This is a genomic window from Psychrobacter sp. LFX-11D (assembly GCF_904846475.1).
Classification (GTDB): domain Bacteria; phylum Pseudomonadota; class Gammaproteobacteria; order Pseudomonadales; family Moraxellaceae; genus Psychrobacter; species Psychrobacter cryohalolentis.
Map to the genome: position 1 here is coordinate 80,038 of NZ_CAJHAV010000001.1, position 21,282 is coordinate 101,319.

At 41.6% G+C, this 21,282-nt stretch carries 20 protein-coding genes; 9 read left to right on the plus strand and 11 right to left on the minus strand.

Going from position 1 to position 21,282, the window contains the following annotated elements:
• The first annotated feature begins 201 nt into the window (after window positions 1-201).
• Both JMX75_RS00370 and JMX75_RS00375 read left to right on the plus strand, forming a co-directional pair.
• Window positions 202-969: a YgfZ/GcvT domain-containing protein gene (locus tag JMX75_RS00370; RefSeq protein WP_201530528.1), complete on the plus strand. Its 768-nt coding sequence runs from the start codon at window positions 202-204 to the stop codon at window positions 967-969.
• A 52-nt stretch (window positions 970-1,021) separates the two neighbouring features.
• Complete coding sequence (locus JMX75_RS00375; protein ID WP_201530529.1) at window positions 1,022-2,341, plus strand: D-amino acid dehydrogenase; 1,320 nt, start codon at window positions 1,022-1,024, stop codon at window positions 2,339-2,341.
• 96 nt (window positions 2,342-2,437) lie between these two features.
• On the opposite strand, the gene JMX75_RS00380 is transcribed toward JMX75_RS00375, so the two are convergent.
• Window positions 2,438-4,648 carry a molybdopterin oxidoreductase family protein gene (locus JMX75_RS00380; protein ID WP_201530530.1) on the minus strand — a complete coding sequence of 737 codons (2,211 nt, stop codon included), beginning with the start codon at window positions 4,646-4,648 and terminating at the stop codon, window positions 2,438-2,440.
• 493 nt (window positions 4,649-5,141) lie between these two features.
• Between JMX75_RS00380 and JMX75_RS00385 the strand changes: the two genes are divergently transcribed.
• The 3 genes from JMX75_RS00385 (at window position 5,142) to JMX75_RS00395 (ending at window position 7,475) form a co-directional block, all read left to right on the plus strand.
• A complete protein-coding gene (locus tag JMX75_RS00385) occupies window positions 5,142-5,345 on the plus strand; it encodes a CsbD family protein (RefSeq protein WP_011512540.1) in 204 nt (67 codons plus the stop codon).
• 931 nt (window positions 5,346-6,276) lie between these two features.
• Entirely contained in the window at window positions 6,277-6,900 is a 624-nt protein-coding gene (locus JMX75_RS00390) for a hypothetical protein (RefSeq protein ID WP_201530531.1), read from the plus strand.
• A gap of 203 nt (window positions 6,901-7,103) precedes the next feature.
• Entirely contained in the window at window positions 7,104-7,475 is a 372-nt protein-coding gene (locus JMX75_RS00395) for a hypothetical protein (protein WP_201530532.1), read from the plus strand.
• 32 nt (window positions 7,476-7,507) lie between these two features.
• Here the strand turns inward: JMX75_RS00395 and JMX75_RS00400 are convergent, their stop codons facing one another.
• Window positions 7,508-7,819, minus strand: a complete 312-nt coding sequence (locus JMX75_RS00400) for an NGG1p interacting factor NIF3 (RefSeq protein ID WP_201530533.1) — start codon at window positions 7,817-7,819, stop codon at window positions 7,508-7,510.
• A gap of 101 nt (window positions 7,820-7,920) precedes the next feature.
• The gene (locus tag JMX75_RS00405) at window positions 7,921-8,559 is read right to left on the minus strand and encodes a DNA-3-methyladenine glycosylase (RefSeq protein WP_201530534.1); all 639 of its coding nucleotides are present in this window, start codon (window positions 8,557-8,559) and stop codon (window positions 7,921-7,923) included.
• 209 nt (window positions 8,560-8,768) lie between these two features.
• Between JMX75_RS00405 and JMX75_RS00410 the strand changes: the two genes are divergently transcribed.
• Window positions 8,769-9,254 (plus strand): hypothetical protein, encoded by a 486-nt coding sequence (locus JMX75_RS00410; RefSeq protein WP_201530535.1) that lies wholly within the window; start codon window positions 8,769-8,771, stop codon window positions 9,252-9,254.
• Between the two features lie 73 nt (window positions 9,255-9,327).
• Here the strand turns inward: JMX75_RS00410 and purC are convergent, their stop codons facing one another.
• The 4 genes from purC to JMX75_RS00430 form a co-directional block, all read right to left on the minus strand.
• Complete coding sequence (gene purC / locus JMX75_RS00415; protein ID WP_133103911.1) at window positions 9,328-10,041, minus strand: phosphoribosylaminoimidazolesuccinocarboxamide synthase; 714 nt, start codon at window positions 10,039-10,041, stop codon at window positions 9,328-9,330.
• A 129-nt stretch (window positions 10,042-10,170) separates the two neighbouring features.
• Window positions 10,171-10,506, minus strand: a complete 336-nt coding sequence (locus JMX75_RS00420) for a hypothetical protein (protein WP_020442535.1) — start codon at window positions 10,504-10,506, stop codon at window positions 10,171-10,173.
• Between the two features lie 14 nt (window positions 10,507-10,520).
• Window positions 10,521-11,426, minus strand: a complete 906-nt coding sequence (gene dapA, locus JMX75_RS00425) for a 4-hydroxy-tetrahydrodipicolinate synthase (protein WP_133103913.1) — start codon at window positions 11,424-11,426, stop codon at window positions 10,521-10,523.
• 537 nt (window positions 11,427-11,963) lie between these two features.
• On the minus strand, window positions 11,964-13,421 hold the full coding sequence (locus JMX75_RS00430) for a Do family serine endopeptidase (protein ID WP_133103914.1): 1,458 nt from the start codon (window positions 13,419-13,421) through the stop codon (window positions 11,964-11,966).
• Between the two features lie 814 nt (window positions 13,422-14,235).
• Between JMX75_RS00430 and JMX75_RS00435 the strand changes: the two genes are divergently transcribed.
• A complete protein-coding gene (locus JMX75_RS00435) occupies window positions 14,236-16,530 on the plus strand; it encodes a cation:proton antiporter (protein ID WP_201530536.1) in 2,295 nt (764 codons plus the stop codon).
• A gap of 137 nt (window positions 16,531-16,667) precedes the next feature.
• Here the strand turns inward: JMX75_RS00435 and tmk are convergent, their stop codons facing one another.
• Together tmk and mltG are read right to left on the minus strand one after the other, a co-directional pair.
• Window positions 16,668-17,345 carry a dTMP kinase gene (tmk, locus tag JMX75_RS00440; RefSeq protein ID WP_201530537.1) on the minus strand — a complete coding sequence of 226 codons (678 nt, stop codon included), beginning with the start codon at window positions 17,343-17,345 and terminating at the stop codon, window positions 16,668-16,670.
• 110 nt (window positions 17,346-17,455) lie between these two features.
• Window positions 17,456-18,739 carry an endolytic transglycosylase MltG gene (mltG, locus tag JMX75_RS00445; protein WP_133103917.1) on the minus strand — a complete coding sequence of 428 codons (1,284 nt, stop codon included), beginning with the start codon at window positions 18,737-18,739 and terminating at the stop codon, window positions 17,456-17,458.
• Window positions 18,740-18,908: 169 nt separating this feature from the next.
• Between mltG and JMX75_RS00450 the strand changes: the two genes are divergently transcribed.
• Window positions 18,909-19,673 carry a DpnI domain-containing protein gene (locus tag JMX75_RS00450; RefSeq protein WP_201530538.1) on the plus strand — a complete coding sequence of 255 codons (765 nt, stop codon included), beginning with the start codon at window positions 18,909-18,911 and terminating at the stop codon, window positions 19,671-19,673.
• On the opposite strand, the gene JMX75_RS00455 is transcribed toward JMX75_RS00450, so the two are convergent.
• Both JMX75_RS00455 and JMX75_RS00460 read right to left on the minus strand, forming a co-directional pair.
• On the minus strand, window positions 19,670-20,164 hold the full coding sequence (locus JMX75_RS00455) for a hypothetical protein (RefSeq protein ID WP_149408995.1): 495 nt from the start codon (window positions 20,162-20,164) through the stop codon (window positions 19,670-19,672). The genes JMX75_RS00450 and JMX75_RS00455 overlap by 4 nt on opposite strands.
• A gap of 59 nt (window positions 20,165-20,223) precedes the next feature.
• The gene (locus tag JMX75_RS00460; protein ID WP_149408996.1) at window positions 20,224-20,790 is read right to left on the minus strand and encodes a hypothetical protein; all 567 of its coding nucleotides are present in this window, start codon (window positions 20,788-20,790) and stop codon (window positions 20,224-20,226) included.
• Between the two features lie 291 nt (window positions 20,791-21,081).
• Between JMX75_RS00460 and JMX75_RS00465 the strand changes: the two genes are divergently transcribed.
• Window positions 21,082-21,273: a DpnD/PcfM family protein gene (locus JMX75_RS00465; protein ID WP_227673125.1), complete on the plus strand. Its 192-nt coding sequence runs from the start codon at window positions 21,082-21,084 to the stop codon at window positions 21,271-21,273.
• Window positions 21,274-21,282: the final 9 nt, after the last annotated feature.

Genomic DNA, 21,282 nt, shown 5'->3' on the forward strand with positions numbered 1-21,282 from the left:
GCTGGCTGTGCCCAATCTAACGCTTGATAGCTATCTTAACGATGACGTTTTTTATGAGGGTGTTTTTTGTGGTACTCTTCTTAGCCTCATCTGATTTTATAATTATTTATCTTGGCATAAAAATCTGAGCTATCATTTTTTGATACTTATTCTTAACATTTAGTGCTTTATAAAAAACCTCTTTTTAGAAGGATAATAACAATGACTCAATCTATCAATGCGGCGACGTTACCACAGTTTTCCCAATTATCTATCCAAGGTGAGGATGCCGAAAAATTTTTGCAAGGACAATTAACTTGTGATGTCACTAAGCTTGGACTTAGCTATCAAGCCGCAGCCATTGGGAATTTAAAAGGTCGCATAGAATTCGGTATTTGGATTAAAAAACAAGCGGAAAAGCATTTTGACATGGTCATCAGTGCAGATTGCGCTGAGGCTTTCCAAGGACATTTAAAAAAATTCGGTGCCTTTTCAAAGTTTGATACTAGTGCCCCGACACCTATTTATCCTTGTGTTATTGATGAAGTGCCGACTTTTAGCCATCAGGACGACCACAATACATCTAAGAATATTCAAGCTTGGATGCAGTCTAGTATCGCAACTGGTAACTATTGGATAGTAGCGGCAACGCAAGGCGAATTCCAACCACAAGAGTTGCGTCTGCATCAGCGCGGCGGCATGGATTACGATAAAGGCTGTTATTTGGGTCAAGAAGTCATCGCCCGTATTTACTTTAAATCAGCGCCGAAAGCGTTTTTGCACTATGTAAAAGGAACAAATTTAAAAGGCTCAGGTACAACTCCTGCCGCTGGTGAAAAACTGGATAAAGTACAAGTCGTCAATGCGATTACTACTAGTGAAGGCTTTGAGGCATTGGTCGTGGCTCGTCCAGAACAGTTGGCTGAAAGTAGTCTGACCATATTGGACTTACCATTGGCGCTACAAGCGGATGTTGCTCGCCCTAAGTAATACCAGATAACAACGCTCTCATTTAATTTCATCAATCGCAGCAGAGTAATCTATGACCCATATTGCGGTACTCGGAGCAGGCGTGGTGGGCGTGACCACCGCATGGTATCTCCGCCAAGCAGGCTATGATGTGACCGTGATTGAGCGTGAGTCAGCGGCAGGTATGCAAACCTCATTTGCCAATGGCGGACAGATATCAGTCTCGCATGCGACCCCTTGGGCAAATCCTACTGCACCGATAAAAGCATTCAAATGGTTGTTTCGCGAGGATGCACCGTTGCTTTATCGATTGCGTGCGGATAAGACGCAAATTAAATGGGCGATGCAGTTTTTGCAAGAGTGCCGCGCAGATCGTACTGATGCAAATTTAGTACAAATGGTACGTTTGGGATTGTACTCACGCGATGCTTTACAACAATTACGCACGGATATTGGGATTAATTACGAGCAGCAAACGCGCGGTATTATGCATTTTTATACCAATCAAGCGGAGTTTGATGCTGCAATAGCGCCTACAGAGCGTATGCAGGCGCTCGGCTGCGAGCGTTATGTGATTGACATCAATAATGCCGTTAGTCTCGAGCCAGCACTCTACCCCATTGCGCATAAGCTCAAAGGCGCGACATATACTAGCCGTGACGAATCAGGCAATGCCCATCTATTTACTCAGCGTTTAGCTAAGCACTGTATAAAGGCTGGCGTTAAGTTTTTATACGATACTGAGATCTTGGCGATTAATATGGATGCTGACTCTGCGCGTCCGCACGTACATAGCATTACCATTCGACCTAATGGCGAAAATGCACAAACCTTTAGTGCAGATAGCCATGTACTGGCGCTTGGTAGCCATAGCGTCACTTTGATGAAACCTCTTAGTATGCATCTGCCTATTTTCCCTGCCAAAGGCTACTCGGCCACTTATCAAATCAACCCCCGCGCCCCACATCTAGCACCCTTTGTCAGTCTCATTGATGATGAGTTTAAGCTGGTCACTTCACGTCTTGGTGATAAATTGCGAGTGGCAGGGACAGCAGAATTTAATGGCTACAACTTAGATTTGAATACCGTACGCTGTGAAGCCATTACTCGCCGCGTGCAGCAGTTATTTCCTAAAGGCATCATTGCCAACTCTGTACAATATTGGACAGGGTTACGACCAATGACGCCCTCAAATGTCCCATTAATAGGGCGCGCGCATATGGGTAAAGTCCGACATGGTAGTCGAAATATTGACGCCACTTTTGATAATTTATGGCTCAATACTGGTCATGGCACGCTTGGCTGGACGCATGCATGTGGTTCGGCTAAAGCAATTAGCTTATTGATACAGGGTGAGATACCTGAGGTTGATTTTGATTTTATCGGTATCTAGATTTAGTCTAAGACAAATTAATAAGGTAAATAAAAAGCGCTTATCATTATAAATAAGCGCTTTCGAGTCCAACTTTAACTATACTACTGATTGCATTTATGCAGCGCTACCCGACTCAGCTTTTGAATGTGACGAAGAGTTCGAACTGTCTGACTCAGCAGCTTCTGCATGTATAGCTTGCAATTGCACAGGGACGCCATTTACAGCCGCATTACCGCTTAACTCATCAATCAACGTATCATCTGTCAGATCATTCACACTGACGCCTGCATGCGCTTGAGCGATTTTTTGCTTAACGCCTTTGCGACCATGTCCAAAACCATGCGGAATACTCACTACATTTGGCATCAACTCATCAGTAACTTCTGCTGCAACAATCACGCTACCGACGCGCGAGGTGACTTTCACGTCTTGACCATCCTCAATACCATATTGCGCAGCAGTATCTGGATGCAGCATGAGCGTACAGCGCGGCTTACCTTTTACCAAGCGATAGCTGTTATGCAGCCACGAATTATTACTGCGGACATGGCGACGACCTATCAATAAGATCTCGCTGTCATCATAATTTTGCATCATTGCTTGCACGCGGGCAAGATCTGCTTGATAAAAATCGACATTCAGATGAATCTGCTTATCTTTATGCTTTAACGCTTGCGGCAGCATGGTTTTAAGCGGTCCTAAATCAAGACCATGAGCATTTTTCTTGAGCTTGTTCAGTGTCATGCCAGCATAAGGTCCACGCCGCAATCCTTGATCGAGTATGAATTTTGGTCCTAATCTCTCTATTAACAACCGTTCGGCTTTGGTTACTAAAGACGCTTTTTTATCCAAGCGCTTTGCCAGCTCTAGATAGATTTGCCAATCATGCTTGGCGTGCTTATTTTTACGAAACAACGCTTTTGAATATTTAGCGACGTTATGTACGGCAAAATTATTAAAGGTAACATCGTAATGGTCGCGCTCTAAAGGTGAGACTGGTGGCAAAATAATATTAGCATGGCGACTGGTTTCATTAACAAAATAATCAATGGCGACCATAAAATCTAACTGTTCAAAGGCTTGATCTAATTTTTCGCCATTGGGTGTACTCAAGACAGGATTACCTGCTACCGTCATAAAGCCTTTTAATTGACCTTTACCTGTAACCAACATCTCATCACTCATGGCAACCACCGGATATTCGCCATTAAAGTCAGGTAGCTTGCTGACGCGACTATGACGCTTACCCAAATACCCCGGACCAGAATTATTCACCACATCGACTGCAGCATTCGGGAACATCAAACCACCCACTTCGTCCAAGCGCCCCGTCACGATATTAATAACCATAGACAAATACTGGCTTAATAAACCGAATTCCTGCACTGATATACCCATCCGACCATAGCAAACCGAGCTTTTTGCTTCACAAAATTCTGTGACCAGTCGCTTGATGTCAACCGCAGCTATGCCCGTAATAGCGGCAACTGACTCTGCACTATAGTCTTTGGCAAAATCTGCCAGTTGCCCGATTTCTGGCGCGAGTGCTGCCGCTCTATTATTGGTGCTAGCTTTATCAGCATAGCCTTGCAAATAAATCTCATTGAGCATCGCTAATAATAGCAACACGTCAGTCGCTGGACGAATAAAGTGATGCTCGCTTGCGATATCAGCGGTTTCAGTACGTCTTGGATCGATGACGACGACTTTGCCACCACGTGCTTTAACGTCTTTTAATTTTTGACGCATATTTGGTGCCGTCATGATACTACCGTTAGACGCTAGCGGATTGCCACCGATGATGAGCATATAATTAGTACGGTTGACATCAGGCACAGGAATACGCAGCATATGCCCGAATAAATGCATGCTAACGATATGGTGCGGTAATTGGTCGACTGAAGTGGCAGAGAAGCGACTGCGCGTTTTGAGGCTGTTTAGCAGATACTTAATCGTTAGCATGCCACCCAGATTGTGTACGTTGGGATTGCCCAAATAAACACCAAAAGCATTTTTGCCATGTTGTTTTTGCACTGCACCAATACCAGCTGCGACTTTATCTAACGCTTCAGTCCAGCTAATTTCTTTCCAGCCTTTAGCCGTTCTTTCAACAGGATGACGCAGGCGGTCAGGATCCTCATGCAAATCTTGCAAGGCAGTCGCTTTTGGGCAAATATACCCTTTAGAAAATGGATCGCTCTTATCCCCTTTAATCGATAAAACCTTTTTTCCATCGTGCTTTATCTCGATACCACACATTGCCTCACACAGAGTACAGGTTCTAAAATGCGTCTGCTCTTTGGATTTGGTTTGTTCAGTCGCCACGGTCGCGCTCCCTGTTTTATATTATCATTCTCAATAAATCGATACTGAATTCCTTTTTAAGACTGTGATTACTGACAGTCTATTCTCTACTATATCTCGCTAATGCTGTAACTCATAGTCAAATGTGTGCACTGTAGTTATGCACCTTAGTTACGTACCTCACTGACAAAACATCCTAATGATTACATAACTAGACTGCTCATAACATAGTCATGATTTTTTTTATAATTGAGCAACAGTATCAACATTGTCCATACAGACAAAGCATTTTGAAATTCATATATTAGTAGCACAAGTTAGCCATTGGCTATTTGTAACGTAGTTAAATGATTTAAAATGCGCTATATAAGAAATAAGCTATTTAACAGCCATGTACTAGCAATAAGAATCATAAATAATAAGTCGGATACTAAAGCGTGATGCAACCTGTTGATTTAACTTTTAAATAACAGCTACTGTAAAAGACGCAATAACTAAAACAAGGAAAATAGCAATGAATGAACATACTCTAAAAGGTGAGTGGAACCAAGTAAAAGGCTCAGCAAAGCAGAAATGGGCTGACCTTACTGATGACGATTTATTACATGTTGAAGGTAGCCGTGATAAGCTCGTTGGTAAAGTACAAGAGCGTTATGGTCATAGTAAAGATGATGCTGAGCGTGAAGTAGATGCATGGCGTACTGAAAATAAATACTAGTAAATAGTGATGCTTGTAAGAAGGATTAAGATAAAATTTTTGTAGGCAGATTATTTAAACGAAAACCGCATTAGAAACTAATGCGGTTTTTTTATGCTCAGTGTATCAGCAGATACTTATCAGGAACAAACCTCAAACCTCAAACCTCAAACCTCAAACCTCAAACCTCAGACACGATAAAACCGCATAGCAATTAATTGTTATGCGGTTTTATTGTTAACTATCCTTGTTACCCACCACGGCTCTAATCGCTGCATCCTTGCAAGATATTGAGCATATTGTGACAGTTGGGCATCCTGCCCTTTTTACTACTAGTGGCATTATCTGCCTGCAACACGGGTTATGTGTCCTTAATCCAATTGCTATTATCATCCTGATGCTAGCCGTTGAAATATTATCCTTAATACGGTCAACTCAATCCTTGAGTCACATTCCCTTATGCCGTGTGTGTATAGTGTCAAATTATTGAGCTACTGTTAAGTCGCGTAAACGTCATTGCGTGTAAGCATATGCTTACGTCAGTTTAAATTCAGAAAGTTAATAGGATTAACTATATGATATTAATAGCTTTTAATATAAATATCTATTTTTAAGCTAGAAAAAATTAATATAGACCACTTAAGTGTTAGCGATATTCGCTGTTCTAAGCAACACCTTAGTCACTCAAAGTATCGAACGCTTACGCAATTATTTGCAAAATTTACAACTTCTTAACACCAACGACACGTATTAATGAGCTTTAAGTCTTACTATGTGTATGTAAGAAAATATTTCAAGAATAACGATAATTAAGAACAAACATCCATAGTTTATAAGCATATTTTGCGTATTATTCATGATTGTTAGCGTTATTCTGCATTATATATTGACAAAATTTTGCAACTGTATATAAGCACTTTTTAAGTCAACTTATATCTTAGGAGATTCCATCATGAAAACGTTAAAACCTTTCTCGTTTAAAACTGTCCTTTCTGCCTCACTTGCATTTTCACTCGTCGGCGTTACTGCTGGCTGCGCTGTCGCCGGTTCAGGTTATGACAATTATCCGATATACAATGACAACAGCGGTTATAACCACGCTGAAAACAACCGTGCCATTCAGCAGCTGCGTCAGGATTTACGCCGTAAAGGTTATAACGTGATGGACGTCAGAACAGAGAGCTACCGCGGTAACCGTGTGCTGACGGTTCTTGCTAAGAAAAATAATCAAGCGTATGAACTAAAATATAGCTCACCAGATCTCAGGCTGATCAGCTCGATCAAAAAACCTTGGTCTAATGTCTGGGATGATAAAAACGACTATAAAGATAATGGCAAATACAAAGATAAACATTATAAAAATGAAGATAGCATCAAAAACGAATCACGTTATCCAGCGATTAAACGCCGTGCTATCAATAAAGTTGAGGGTATGGGTTATCGAGTCAAAGATATAGAGTTTGAACAGAAAAATAAGCGTGGCGTGTTTGAGATTGAAGCCAAACGCGGCTCACAAGAGTATGAGATTACACTTGGCTATCCAAACTTGAATGTAATCAAGATTAAAAAAGATTAATATTAAAGCCATAGCATCCGAATAACATTTATTGGTTCTATTATTTATCAAATTTTGGCATCATTTAGTATTTGATGTCCGCGGTCAAATAAGCCAGCCCTTGGTTTATTTGACCATTTTTTATCGCTTTTTCTTGTTTATCGTATACTATCTATTTATCGTCGTTTCATACGCAATTTTCATATCATCACTGAGATCATCTTATGAACATTAATTCTTTATTAAAAACCACAGCAGCGGGCAGTATGGCAGCAGTGCTATTAACGATAACCACAGGTTGTGTTACGACACCTGGATATAACCCTTATGGCGACCTTTATGAAGATATTTATAAAGACAGTAGCGCCTATAAGAAACATAAGGAAACTATCAATAACGTTGATAAAGATATTTACCGTCCTGCTATCGAGCAAAGAGCAGCAAATAAAGTCCGTAGCATGGGTTACCGTGTTGAAGACGTTAAATACAAAAAAGGCGACAACAAAATAAAAGTAAAAGCATACCGCGGTGGTGAAGATTATAAAATCGAGCTTGGCTATCCCGGCTATAATGTCTTAAAAATAAAAGAAGACTAATAGTCTGTTTTAAGAAGCATTGAAAACTATGATCAAAAATCTAAGACTTCAATCACATCATAAGCAGGTGTTTCATAAGGATGCGCCTGCTTTAATGCGATAATGACATCACCAATATTAACCTTCGCAACCACCATCTCTACCCGCCATTCATCGACTTTCTCTAAACTGTCCTGTGTACCAATATGTGGCGTGCTACCTACGAGTGGCATGAATTGCCCTATCCCCTGCACTTGCCAACAACACTGCTCATAATCGCCAATTTTGCCAGCACCTGCTGCAAATAGCGCTGACTTTACCTGCTCTAATACTGAGTCTGGTACAAAAAAGGTGAGTTTATACATGTCTTAACCTCATTAAATATTAGCCTCATTAAATAGTAACCTTATTAAATTAATCGCCTCATCAAATACTTGAAAATTAAGTTAAAACTATAAAAAATTTTCTACTTTTTTGATAAAGAAGGGTGATCAGTCCATATATAACGCAGCAACCACTCTTTTGCGTCGCCAGCATAATCAATGCCGATACGGGGGCGTAATGATACTAGTGGCTGACAACCGTCATCCTCTACCCAAACTTTTGAAGCAGGCGTGATTGGCTTACCGTATAACGTTCTATCTATCTGTAAGCCCTTGGTCAGCTTGCCAGGACCTGCCAGCTGTTTGATATGATTAAGTTGTTTGTTAACGTCTAATAATTGCTCATTCATTAAGCGAGCGCTATCCTCTATTAAAAATCCAGCACGTATTAAAACAGCTTCTGGCGACTCTGTTGGTCCACTGACCAAATTGAGCATATGATGAATACCATAAGTCAGGTATACATAAAAAACACCGCCTATATGGTACATAATCTCTGTACGCGGCGTACGTGTGCCTGCATGCGCATGACACGCAGCATCCCCTTCGCCAATATAAGCTTCTGTCTCTGAGATACGCATACGCAAGATTTTTTGTTGACCATCGCTGTCTGTCAGCTCTCGACACAACACCTTGCCAATTAAGTCGGCAGCCACCACGCAAGTGGGACGGGCAAACCAAGATGGCTCCACAATACTCGATACAACTTGAGTCGCTAACATCAGTTATAACCTTTTTATAAGGGTTTGTATTTACACTCTATTATCACAGCAGCATAAATTTAACATAAAAAGCCATCAAAGGCTGTCTGATAGCGACCACCATTACTTATTGCAACTGATGTTATACAGACAGTTAACTCAATATAATAGTAATCTTGATCCCAGATATACCACACTAAAAAACATAATTAAATTAAAAGGATACAACAATGAGTAACTCTAATAGCCAAGGCAATAAGCAGCAAAATGGTAGTGATAAAGCAGAAGACAAAAAAAATGATGTGAAAGACAACAACACTGCCAATGACACTAAAGATCAGAATACTGATAAAGGTTCTGACAGTAAGAATTCAAATAATAGCTCAGACAACAAAGACAACAAAGACAACAAAGACAACAAAGACAACAAAGACAACAAAGACAACAAAGACAACAAAGACAACAAAGACAACAAAGACAACAAAGACAACAAAGACAACAAAGACAACAAAGATAACAAAGCATCAGATAAAGACGATAGTAAAGATAGTAAGTCTTCAGATAAAAATGCTAAAAGTAAGGGCGATAAAGACTCTTCTTTAGCTGATACTGCTACTACAAAGGCAAAAGAAGTGGTCGGTACATTAGCAGATAAAGCGGCAGATGCCATGGAGTTTGCTGCTAAGAAAATCAAAGACGCTCGCAAAGACAGCTAATAAATTTAAGTGCAAAAAAAACTGAGCCATGGCTCAGTTTTTTTATGTTTTAACGGTTTTAATTTTTCTACATTTAGCTCAGTGGTACACCGATACGGCTTGCCACTTCTTCATAAGCTTCGATGACATCACCTAATGACTGACGGAAGCGGTCTTTATCGAGCTTCTTCTTAGTGGCTTTATCCCAAATGCGGCAACCATCTGGTGAGAACTCATCACCTAAGACGATACGGTCATGAAATACACCAAACTCTAGTTTGAAATCTACTAGTATCAAATCACCAGCATCAAACAGCGCTGTCAAAACTTCATTTACTTGATGACTCAGCTCTTTCATTTTAACAAGCTGTGCTTCATTTGCCCAGCCAAGAGAAATTGAGATTGACTCATTAACCATCGGATCGCCAAGCGCATCATCTTTATAGAACAGCTCGTAAGTCGGTGGCGTCAAAGCCTGACCTTCTTCCAACCCTAAACGACGTACCAAACTGCCCGCAGCAAAGTTACGTACAACGCATTCAACCGGAATCATATCTAAACGCTTGACCAACACTTCATCATCAGACAATTGCTTTTCAAAATGCGTCTCGATACCAGCGTCAGCAAGCTTTTGCATAATAAACGCGTTAAAGCGATTATTAACCACGCCTTTGCGTGCAAGCTGTTCAATACGCTTACCATCAAGCGCTGAGGTGTCATCACGGAAATGTAAAATCAGCAGGTCGTTGTCTTCTGTTTCATACACAGATTTGGCTTTGCCTTTATAGAGCAGTTCTTGCTTTTGCATTAGGAGGTTTCCTGTTCGTTCAAGCTTATGTGGTAAAAACGCGCAGCGACCGCTGATAACTTATAAAACCAATGAGATACATTGGTATTGATAAAAGCATCAGCGGCATAGATAAGGTTAAAAAAGACTTTATTCAGTACGACTCGCAACAGCGCGTTGCGGTTTTGGTAGCTGGTACTGTTTACCAGACTCGTTCTGTAATGTGAGCGTATTGGCGCCTGCATTAGGGGTTGGGTAAAGCGGTACAAAGGGTGCAGTCTCTTGAGCAGCTGGCAGCTGTAGCGGCGCCAACTTTTTACTTTGCTGATACTCTAGGCTACCATTGTCACGCTTACCAATAAATTCTTTTGTCGCTTGGCAGCCGCTTAATACTAACGTACTACCCAACACGACCGTCATTACAGCAGGGAATATTTTTGCAGTCATTGATGATACTTTCATCATATTATCTCTCTGAGTTAGCATTTACACGCATCATTTTATAATAAGTTTGCACGAACCAAAGCACTATCAATCGTCGCGTGATGTTGCTCGGCTAGCCATACCAGCGGCAGGCGAATGCCTTGATCTATCATACCCATTTTGTGCAAAGCGTACTTGGCTGGAATAGGGCTTGATTCGATAAACAAGTCACGATGTAAATGTTTAACGATATCATGTACTTGATTGGCGGTATCGAAATCACCGCGCAAGGCTGCTGTAAAGGTTTCACTCATCGCTTTTGGTGCGACGTTGGCAGTCACAGAGATATTCCCTTTACCACCAAATTTCATCAGCTCAAGGGCACTACCATCATCACCAGACAAGACAACAAGACGATCGCCAACTGCTTTTATTAATTGTTCACCGCGAGCAACAGAACCTGTCGCGTCTTTGATAGAAACGATATTATCGATATCCGCTAAACGCTCGACTGTTTCTTGCGCGATATCAACGACGGTGCGTCCAGGGACGTTATACAGCATTTGCGGGATATTAACAGCTTCAGCAATGGCTTTGTAATGTTGATATAAGCCTTCTTGTGGCGGCTTGTTATAATAAGGGGCGACCAATAATGCACAATCTGCACCGGCATCTGCGGCATCTTGGGTCAGCTTAATAGCTTCCACCGTATTGTTCGCACCAGTACCTGCAATCACCGGCACACGACCTTTAACATGCTGTACAAAATAGCGAATGACATCACTGTGCTCTTGCATTGACAAGGTTGCAGATTCGCCAGTGGTACCAACAGCGACAAGGCAATGTGTGCCTTGTTCAATCTGCCAATCTATGAGGTCTGCCAGACGTTTATAATCGACCGTGCCGTCACGAAGCATGGGCGTTATCAAAGCTACCATTGAGCCTTGTAGTCGGGTTTTAATATCGTCGTATGCTGTGCTCATAACTGTGCCTTACTCTCGTATCCTAGCTTTGATTAAAGCTATCACATGATAGGTCGTTTGCAAGTACCAATGCATATTTTGAAGTATTCATTGTCAAATAGCTGCATGGATACTATAAATAATATGCATGCTCATAAACATCATTGGTAAGATCTTGCTCGAGGTTAATACTGAATGTTTGTATGTCTTATACCGTCCTTGACGCCATTTTATCTGACATTAATAGGATGATTATCTCGCTATGAAAACGCCTGCTAGTGTAGCATATTTTGGATTGACCGCTATCAATCAATTAATGCCAAAGCAAGCCATTCTGAAAATAATTGCCCAGCTGCTTCAATCTCATTGCGCCATTAATATACAGTAAAATGGATAAAATCTAACTTTTAAACCAAACCGTCAGTTTAGCGTAATTGCCAAGGGTCGATAAAACCTTTTTAAGCCTTTTAACCAATCGTCAACACATCGTTGGCTAGCCGATACAAGCAAACAAACGCTTATGTCCTTTTGTGCCACAAGTAATAGCAATATCTTTAACTACTCTATCCGTAATCCAATAATACCGGGGATACCTTGACGCATAACTTCGATCGTCACCACTCCCTTTTTAGGCAATACCGACACCGCACTCGAAACATCATTAACGGTTTTAATCGGTTTTTGATGTAGGTTGGTAATGATATCGCCTGCTAATATGCCTGAGCGTGCTGCCAATCCAGTTGGTTCAATCGCTGTGACCAAGACACCAGTTTTATTATCAGAAGCCAGCTCTGCTTGTTCCTCTGGGGTCAAATTACGTAAGGCTAAGCCCAGACTTATCTCGTTATTTTGCTGACCACGGCTTTGTGATTGCATGTCATTTGAGGCATCACTCAGCTTGCCAGTGACAAGCGATTGCTTACCATTACGCTGGATTTGCATGCGAAAGCCATCATTGGGACGCGCGCGATTAATCAGGTTCAATAAATCAGAGGCTTCCATAATTTGGACATCATTGTAGCGTAAAATAATATCCCCTGATTTTAGTCCTGCTTTTTGGGCAGGTGAATCAGGCGACACGCGTGTCAGTAACGCCCCTTGCGGACGCGCTAGGTTATAGGCTTCGGCGAGATTGCGATCGATATCTTGCGGATAAATACCTAAATAAGCACGCTCAACCTTCCCATTGGTTTTGAGCTGCTCATAAACATCCATTGCCGCATCAATCGGGATGGAGAACGACAATCCCATATAACCACCGGTGCCACTAAAAATACGTGAGTTAATGCCAATCACTTCACCGCGCTGGTTAAATAAAGGTCCGCCTGAGTTACCAGGATTCAATGCCACATCGGTTTGAATAAATGGCACACTGGTTTCACGCGAAAAGTTACGTGATTTGGCACTGACAATACCTGCTGATGCTGAATAATCGAAACCAAATGGCGAGCCAATGGCCAGTACTGGTTCACCGACTTTTAGGCTACTAGAATCACCAATCGGTAGCGCTGGGAATTTTTTGCCTGTGACCTTTAATACTGCCACATCCGAGCGCTCATCGCTGCCAACTAAGGTCGCATCCAGCTCAGTTCTGTCATTGAGAGTCACTGTAATTTTGTCTGCGCCCGCCACTACATGGTGATTGGTCAGCATATAACCATCATCGGTCACAAAAAAACCCGTGCCATATGCATGCTCAATCGCTGGCGTCGCGGCTTGATCAGGGATACGTAGGCGATCACCAAAGAATTTCCGTAACAGCTCAGCCGTTTGGGCTTTTGCAAGCTCAGCCTCACTCACAGTTTTGGTCACATTGACGCGTGCCACCGCTGGCGTGACTTGCTGTACCAATCCTGAAAAATCCGCTGTGGTGACAGCAGCTTGCGCACTTGGCATAGTGTTGAGATTAATACCAACAACCATGGTAGTAGCGACAGCGATTGCCAAGGTGCTGCGTTGAAGCAAGCGCTGCATGGTAGCTATGGTGATTTTCGATTTAGATATGTCGATTGGCATCTTATCCCTCATCCAAGTGATTTTTATAATTTTTGTGAGTGGCTATGCTATTAACTTATAGCACGGCTTGGCATTTTAATTCATGATTAATAAAGAGTACTTTTATCTTAGTTTATAGAGTATTTTTACTGACTGCAGCTTAGTTTGTCACCTATTGAGCATCTATCTCAATACGGTAAGTTAACTTGAATACGCTAATTACACTATACGCTAAACCACACACTGCAAACTCAGAATCATCTGAATACGATTATGACTTGCGACGTCACTTAAGGACTTCATCGAGCTATCATGCTAGCTATTAAAACCACTGATCAACCATAGCCAGTGAACAACATCGTTGCAGCACTCAGTCGCTAGTTCATCGCCAAAATGACTTATGCTGTCTGTCTTTTTAAGAGTCTTCTAACACTTTGGGTGACAGTGAGCACTCAGTTATATAAAATAAAATCATGTTATGATAACCAGTAAAACACATTTAAAACAAACAAAAGTTAGCGCTGAAACTTATTAATGTTTCATTGTTTAAATTGGCTATTATTTTACCGTATCTTCTCTCTTTTGCGCTTCTGGCTATTAGATCTTATATTCTAAAGCTCCGCGACTTTATCTAGAAGCGTATTCATCTTTGCTATTATTCTGTGTTTGCTACTATATAGTATACATGACTCATGCTGTGACTCTTGCGGTAACTGTCGATAGCGATTTTTGATAATGATATGAATGAATCATGAACTAAAAAACCGTCTATGCTAAATGCTATAGCCTCGAATCGCTCTACAGCATGACTATATTATTATAAAAGGATTAATTTATGGATACCGCCCTATTGTTATCCGGCGTGGTTGGGATTGGCATTGCCGCCCAATGGTTGGCTTGGTATTTAAAGCAACCGTCCATTTTGTTTTTATTACTGATTGGTATTATAGTTGGTCCAGTATTAGGGGTTTTCGATCCTGACTTAGTACTCGGCGAACTGATGTTTCCCTTTATCTCACTAGGCGTAGCGATTATCTTATTTGAAGGATCGCTGACCTTAGAGTTTGAAGAGATTAAACAACACGGCTCTGTAGTACAGATGCTGGTTTCCGTCGGTGTGCTAATCACTATCGCTATCGTGTCGCTGTCGACGTACTTGCTCTTTGATATCGACCCTATTATTGCCTTATTGTTTGGGGCATTGGTCTGCGTGACTGGTCCAACGGTCATTATGCCGTTACTGCGCAGTGTACGACCCAATAAAACCATCTCTAATATCTTAAAATGGGAAGGTATCATTATCGACCCTATCGGCGCGATTGCGGTGGTATTGGTCTATGAATATATTATCTCAGGTGGTGAAGCCAGTAGTATTTTGCTGTTTGCTAAGATTGTGGTATTGGCAGTGGCAATGGGGCTAGCTGGCGCGTGGGCATTAGCATTTTTGATGCGTCGCCATATGATTCCTGAATTTTTACGCAATGTTTTTACCCTTGCTTTTGTACTGGTGTTGTTTTCAATCTCCAACCATCTGGAACATGAATCCGGTTTATTGACGGTGACTGTACTTGGGGTTGCGCTGGCTAATTGGCCAAAATTCCCGCGTGATACGATTTTAGAGTTTAATGAATCGCTTACCATCTTATTGGTGTCGGTCTTATTTATTATTCTTGCAGCGCGTGTTGAGCTGGAAAGCTTATTGAGCGTCGGCTTTGCAGGTCTCGTGCTACTAGCGATTGTAATGTTTGTCGCCCGCCCCTTATCGGTTTGGGTATCATCTATCGGCTCTAACCTAAAGACCAAAGAAAAACTGATGATCAGCTGGATTGGTCCGCGCGGTATCGTTGCTGCTGCCATCTCATCACTCTTTGCCATTCGTTTACAAGAGTATGATATTCAAGGGGTTGAGCTACTAGTGCCTTTGGTATTTTTGGTCATTATTGGTACGGTGATGATTCAGGGTTTGGGCGCAAAAATGGTAGGGAACTTTTTGGGTGTTCGTGAGCCTGAAACCAACGGTATCTTGGTCGTTGGCTCAAACCCTGTCGCCTTGTTAGTCGCTACCTCGCTAAAGGATCAGGGCTTTGATGTCATCGTTGCTCATAATAACTATACCAACATCGCTAGCGCGCGCATGAGTGGCTTGCGTACTTACTTTGGCAATCCTGTCTCTGACCACGCTGACCATCATTTGGATCTCATCGGTATCGGACGTTTATTTGCCATGAGTATGGATAAAGAGCTGAATACTTTATCCGAGATTCACTATCGTCATGAGTTCGGTGAGCGCAAACTGTACCGCTTAAAGTTTAGCGATGAAAAAGTCAAAAGTGAGCGCGATGACAAGCAAGGAAACTTCCATTCGCAGTGGCTATTTGGCAAAGATGTGACCTATACCAAGCTTGCCAGTATGCTGTCCAAGAAAGCCCGTATTAAAATCACCAATATCACCGACAGCTATAGCTTTGAGCAATATAAAGCCGATAATAAGCAATTTGTGCCGCTTTATACGGTCGATAAAGAAGGCAAGCTACATGTAATTACTGACAAATTCGATGGTACGGTGCCGCGTGATCGCAAGCTTGTTTCATTGGTCGTCGATGATGACGTACAGCCAAAACCGGTCGATGTGACGCCGCAACAAGAGCAAGCGCGCGCTGCAGCTGACGCAAGCTTTGAGTCCGACTCTAAAGCGCCTGAAAAACGCCAAGAAATAGAGCTGGCGGACGATGATAGTGATGTAGAAGAAGCGTCTTTGATATATAACGACAAAGACGCTGAACAAAATCTACCTAATGATGTGTCAGCTGATGCTAGCTTAGCGTCTAATCCATCTTCAACCATGCCAACAGCATTAAATCATGAAGGAGCTAACGAAAAAATAGCAACCGCTGAATCTGCCAGTACTAGTCAGGTCAATCCCGAAGTATTGCCTGCGAATCCCAATACGCCAATAATACCGAAAACAGCCAGCAGTAATAAAAACAGTGGTAACGGTAATGGCAGTGCGCCTAAAAATAAAAACGGCTCTCTAGACCCCAACCGTCTACCGGACTCAGGCCAAGATAAGGCGGCCAAGAGTAATACTGCTGAAGTTATATTAAATAAAGATATAGGTAAAAATGATTGAGATACTGGTCATATAGATAAAACCTAAATAAACAACGCTTAAATAGTGTTTATTAAATGCCTATCAATGAACAAAGCCCCAACTAGTTAGTTGGGGCTTTCTATTGGAGCAAGCTTATTTCTTTATGAAAATGTCTATTAAATATCCAACTTCTCTTCGATCGTCAGCCATATTCGTGCGCCGACCTCATTAGCGCTGCCTGAGGCATCAATACGCTGGATACGTTCAGGCTGCTCGCTAGCAAGGACACTAAAACCTTGATGTACTCTGGTAAAAAATTCCGTCGCTTGCTGCTCAAAGCGGTCAGCGGCACTGCGTTTATTAGCACGTGCCATGCCTTCTAATACTGGTAGATCTAGCCACAGTGTAAGCTCGGGTAATTGCACCACAAACTGCTCGATAAGCATGTCAATTTTGGCACGGACAATCGCATCGCCATCTGCACGTCCAAAGCCTTGATAAGCAACCGTCGAGTCGGTAAAGCGGTCACATATTACCCATGTACCACGTTGCAGCGCTGGCAAAATGACTTGCTGCATATGATCACAGCGCGCAGCAAACATGAGTAGCAACTCTGTATCATCATTGATAGCGGTATTCGGGTCTAACAATATCTCGCGCAAGCGTTCAGCAAACGGACTACCACCCGGCTCGCGGGTGCGCAGATAATCAATGCCGCGCGCTTGCAGACGTGCACATAGTTGCTCAATCGCCGTGGTTTTACCAACGCCTTCAGTGCCCTCAAAACTAATAAAACGCCCTTGAGTGGGCGTAGTGGTGGTTTGAGAAAACGGCGCTTGTATGGATGCTGACATGATATGACCTTATGTCATTATTGAGCGTTATCATTACTTTTATTTTATAACGATAATGCTCAATAAATGATGGTTTTTTAAAGCAATATAAATAGCAACATAAAATAGTGTTACTGCGGCGGCGTTTGAGCTTTCTTCTCACGCATGACACCGAGATACTCTTTAACTGCTTGATTGTGCTCAGCTAGGCTATTGGTAAATTTATGCCCACCGTTGCCTGTCGCCACAAAATATAGCGCTGCGCTATCGGCAGGATGTAAGGTTGCTTCGATAGAAGCCGCTGACGGCAGTGCAATGGGTGTCGGCGGCAAACCATCGATTTGATAGGTGTTATAGCCTGTTTTTTCATCGATGTCTTTACGGCGAATATTGCCTTCATAGCGGCTGCCCATACCATAGATAATGGTGGGATCCGTCTGCATACGCATGCTTTTGTTCAAGCGATTATTAAAGACGGCTGAGACCAAAGGACGCTCTGCTGCCACACTGGTTTCTTTTTCGATAATAGATGCCATTACCAGTGCCTCATAAGGGGTCTGATAAGGGAGATTTGGCGCACGGTTTTCCCATGCCTTGGTCAGCGCTTGCTGTTGGCGTTTGTACAAGTCGGTCAATACCTTCTTGTCGGTAGTGCCTTCCCCATAATAATAAGTATCAGGGGCAAACCAGCCCTCAAGATTGTGATTGACGATAGGATCATTACTATTGGCAACTGCATCCGGCAATATGCCAACCAAATCTAACGCTTCTGCGATGCTAGCATTCGTACTGTCAGCGGTTAGCACTTCTTTTTTGATGCCTTTGTTATCACGTAGCGCCTGATACAAATCTTTTGAGGTTTTGCCCTCGATAATTTGTACTTTAACCATCGCCGCTTTTACCCCTTGCCCAAGCACGTGTAGCGCTTCAGCAATGGTAGGGTTTTCCGGTAATTGGTAAATACCTGCGTGCAATGGACCATCGACTTGCGTTTTCATATAAAGCTTGGCAATCGTGGCAGAAAATAGCGGAATTTCCTGTTGCCACTGCGGTAGCAACCCGTAATAGGTCTGACCCTTTTCAATCGTCACCATTTGCTGCGGCTGTTCAATCCGACCAAATAAGGTCTGATAAACCATGACTAAGAAAAATGCCGCAATTAACCCGAGTACCAACAACACTTGATAACCACGCTGCATAAAGAATGAAGGATTGTCGGCTTTATAATGACGTGGTTTATTATTACCACTTATGAGCGAGACATCTGTAGGCGGAACTTCCTCTACACCTGTCTCATCGACTGGTTTTGAATTCAAAGGTGCCCCGTCGACACGTTCATCAACAGTGCCTTTTTGGTCATTCGATAGCGTATCATTAGGACGTTCAGGAGGCGTTTCAGGTGTGGGCGTGCTCATGGCAACTCGCGAGGCAGAAGTTTGCTAGAATTTAGCATTGAAACGCCTATTTTTCAATGGCATTTGCTTAGCTTATCCATTAACTTAGTATTGATACGTATTTATATGGCTGAATATTCCTGCGCTTTTATTGATATTTCTAGTTTATCTACTACAACGAAAAATTGCTATGAACCTAAATTTTAATCAAAATCTCGCTGCAGACTATAAATCTCCCAGTCAAATCATTAGGATATTAAGTGAAGATTGGGTCGCCAACCAAAGTTATTGTCCTAATTGTAATGCCGAACCATTGGCTGCATTTACGAACGGCAAACCTGTCGCTGACTTTTATTGTGCAAACTGTAAAGAAGAATACGAACTAAAAAGTAAGAAGGCAAAATTAAGTAACATTATTAATGATGGCGCTTATGACACCATGATTGAACGTATCAATAGCGATAATAATCCCAGCTTTTTCTTTTTGACCTATTCTCAAGCATTGAGCGTCAACAACTTCTTAATCATTCCCAAGCATTTTTTTAAACCCGATATGATCATAAAACGTAACCCATTATCAGTCACTGCCAAACGCGCCGGCTGGGTTGGCTGTAATATTGACTTGCGTAAAGTGCCCGAATCAGGAAAAGTATTTTTAGTCAAAAATCAGCAAGTTATACCACGCGATAATGTCACTGAACAATTTCAAAAAACCTTGTTTCTACGCACGCAATCTATCGCTTCGCGTGGCTGGACGCTAGATGTTTGGCAATGTATTGATAGACTAGAAGATAGCTTTTCTCTCAATCAAGTTTATGCGTTTGCCGACTTATTAAAACTCAAACATCCTGAAAACAACCACATTAAAGATAAAATCCGTCAGCAATTACAAGTATTACGCGATAGAGGCATTATTGAGTTTTTGGGTCGTGGTCATTATCGAAAATTATACTAAGTTTGATTATCATCCCAAAGTGGCAAATAGGCGCTTGCCACCAATCGTTCATAGAACTTGTGCGGAGGATAGTCCATTTCCAACTCATCATTTACTTTAAAAAAAGTGTCCATATTGTCTTTAATACATTTAGAGGATTTGTTTTTTACCTGTTTATTCCAGCCTATTAATAGTCCTAATGGCGTACGAGAAGCCTTGGTAAAAGCTTGCCTTTTTACGGTAAGCGCACACATCACAGGTTCATCATGAGGTAGCTTGTCTACGCCTTGCTCTATGACTTCTTGGCGTATATGTGCATACTTAAATACCCCACCAAATGCTGTATATTTTTTATCTTTCTTAGAGTAAACAATATTGAATGCTATCTTTGAATAACCAGCTAAGTGAACGACTTCATCAGGATATTTTTTTGCTTTACGACATATTTCACTAAATAGCATTAATCGGCGGATTTGTAGTGGGATACGTTTTTCTTCATAGGCAGTGCGCATTTGTTATCTCCTGTTCAATAATATTTAATAAGGTACGATCAATTTCTACGTATTTTAAATTATATTAAGCGTTTCTCATTGAAGCGTTCAGGTCTCGGTTGCCCTTTATTATCACGATATACGTCTGCAATTAACTCCTCTCTATCGTCCCATAAAGGTAAACGTGCCGTTGCAACGAGACGGTCATGAAACTTATGCGGTGGATAGTCTGAGTCAATTTCATCATTAATCCGAAAAAACACTTCTTCACGATAATCGACGTAAGCGTGCATTCTATTTTTAACATAGTTATTCCAATACCAAACCAGCTGGATAGCTGTGCGCGCGGGCTGAGTAAACTGCTTTAAATTGACTGTTAGTGCACGCGTGACTGGTTCGTCGTTAGGAAAAACTCTAATACGTTGCTCGATAACTTCTTCTCTTGTTTCTGCATACTCAAACACACCGCCAAACGCAATAAACTTTTTAAAGTCTTTCAAATACATAACACCGAGCGATAATTCAGTGAATCTTGATAAGTGAATAATTTCATCAGGTTGTTTTTTTGCTAATTTGCAAATCTCATCAAAAATTAATAGTCGACGGATTTGTAAAGGTATTCGTTCATCTTCGTAGACGTAGTCCATGGATTTCTCTCCTTATCAAATCACTATCATTGATCGATTTTCCTTATCGCACAAGTCTACGTAACAAAAGACGATCACTTCTTTTTAAGCGCCTTTGCTAACCTATAGTCAGTGAAAAGTAATATCGACACATTATGTACTGCGGGTATCAATTTTTCTTGCTTGCTGTGCCTACGCAGACAGAGGCTACAAAAAATTTATACCCGCAGCACCGTAGCCTTTTTAGAGTATTTTGACTATAGCGGATATAAATACTAAAGAAATTTTGATAAGCGTATATCGGGAATAGTAATGATGAAAATAGATAAGAAATTAAAGAGAGTCTTTCAGATAGAGGTTGTTGAAACGCTAAGTAACATCGTGGAAGTTAATGCAGAGAACGAGCAAGAAGCACTGTTAAAAGCGCAAGATATGTATCGAAACGAGGAAGTTGTTTTGTATCCTGACGACTTTATTGATACTAAATTTAATATTTTTGAATAGGATGAAACA

Coding starts and splice junctions, on each gene's coding strand:
- JMX75_RS00370 (WP_201530528.1), top strand. CDS start 202: ATGACTCAATCTATCAATGCGGCGACGTTACCACAGTTTTCCCAATTA.
- JMX75_RS00375 (WP_201530529.1), top strand. CDS start 1,022: ATGACCCATATTGCGGTACTCGGAGCAGGCGTGGTGGGCGTGACCACC.
- JMX75_RS00385 (WP_011512540.1), top strand. CDS start 5,142: ATGAATGAACATACTCTAAAAGGTGAGTGGAACCAAGTAAAAGGCTCA.
- JMX75_RS00390 (WP_201530531.1), top strand. CDS start 6,277: ATGAAAACGTTAAAACCTTTCTCGTTTAAAACTGTCCTTTCTGCCTCA.
- JMX75_RS00395 (WP_201530532.1), top strand. CDS start 7,104: ATGAACATTAATTCTTTATTAAAAACCACAGCAGCGGGCAGTATGGCA.
- JMX75_RS00400 (WP_201530533.1), bottom strand. CDS start 7,819: ATGTATAAACTCACCTTTTTTGTACCAGACTCAGTATTAGAGCAGGTA.
- JMX75_RS00405 (WP_201530534.1), bottom strand. CDS start 8,559: ATGTTAGCGACTCAAGTTGTATCGAGTATTGTGGAGCCATCTTGGTTT.
- JMX75_RS00410 (WP_201530535.1), top strand. CDS start 8,769: ATGAGTAACTCTAATAGCCAAGGCAATAAGCAGCAAAATGGTAGTGAT.
- purC (WP_133103911.1), bottom strand. CDS start 10,041: ATGCAAAAGCAAGAACTGCTCTATAAAGGCAAAGCCAAATCTGTGTAT.
- JMX75_RS00420 (WP_020442535.1), bottom strand. CDS start 10,506: ATGCTAACTCAGAGAGATAATATGATGAAAGTATCATCAATGACTGCA.
- dapA (WP_133103913.1), bottom strand. CDS start 11,426: ATGAGCACAGCATACGACGATATTAAAACCCGACTACAAGGCTCAATG.
- JMX75_RS00430 (WP_133103914.1), bottom strand. CDS start 13,421: ATGCCAATCGACATATCTAAATCGAAAATCACCATAGCTACCATGCAG.
- JMX75_RS00435 (WP_201530536.1), top strand. CDS start 14,236: ATGGATACCGCCCTATTGTTATCCGGCGTGGTTGGGATTGGCATTGCC.
- tmk (WP_201530537.1), bottom strand. CDS start 17,345: ATGTCAGCATCCATACAAGCGCCGTTTTCTCAAACCACCACTACGCCC.
- mltG (WP_133103917.1), bottom strand. CDS start 18,739: ATGAGCACGCCCACACCTGAAACGCCTCCTGAACGTCCTAATGATACG.
- JMX75_RS00450 (WP_201530538.1), top strand. CDS start 18,909: ATGAACCTAAATTTTAATCAAAATCTCGCTGCAGACTATAAATCTCCC.
- JMX75_RS00455 (WP_149408995.1), bottom strand. CDS start 20,164: ATGCGCACTGCCTATGAAGAAAAACGTATCCCACTACAAATCCGCCGA.
- JMX75_RS00460 (WP_149408996.1), bottom strand. CDS start 20,790: ATGGACTACGTCTACGAAGATGAACGAATACCTTTACAAATCCGTCGA.
- JMX75_RS00465 (WP_227673125.1), top strand. CDS start 21,082: ATGATGAAAATAGATAAGAAATTAAAGAGAGTCTTTCAGATAGAGGTT.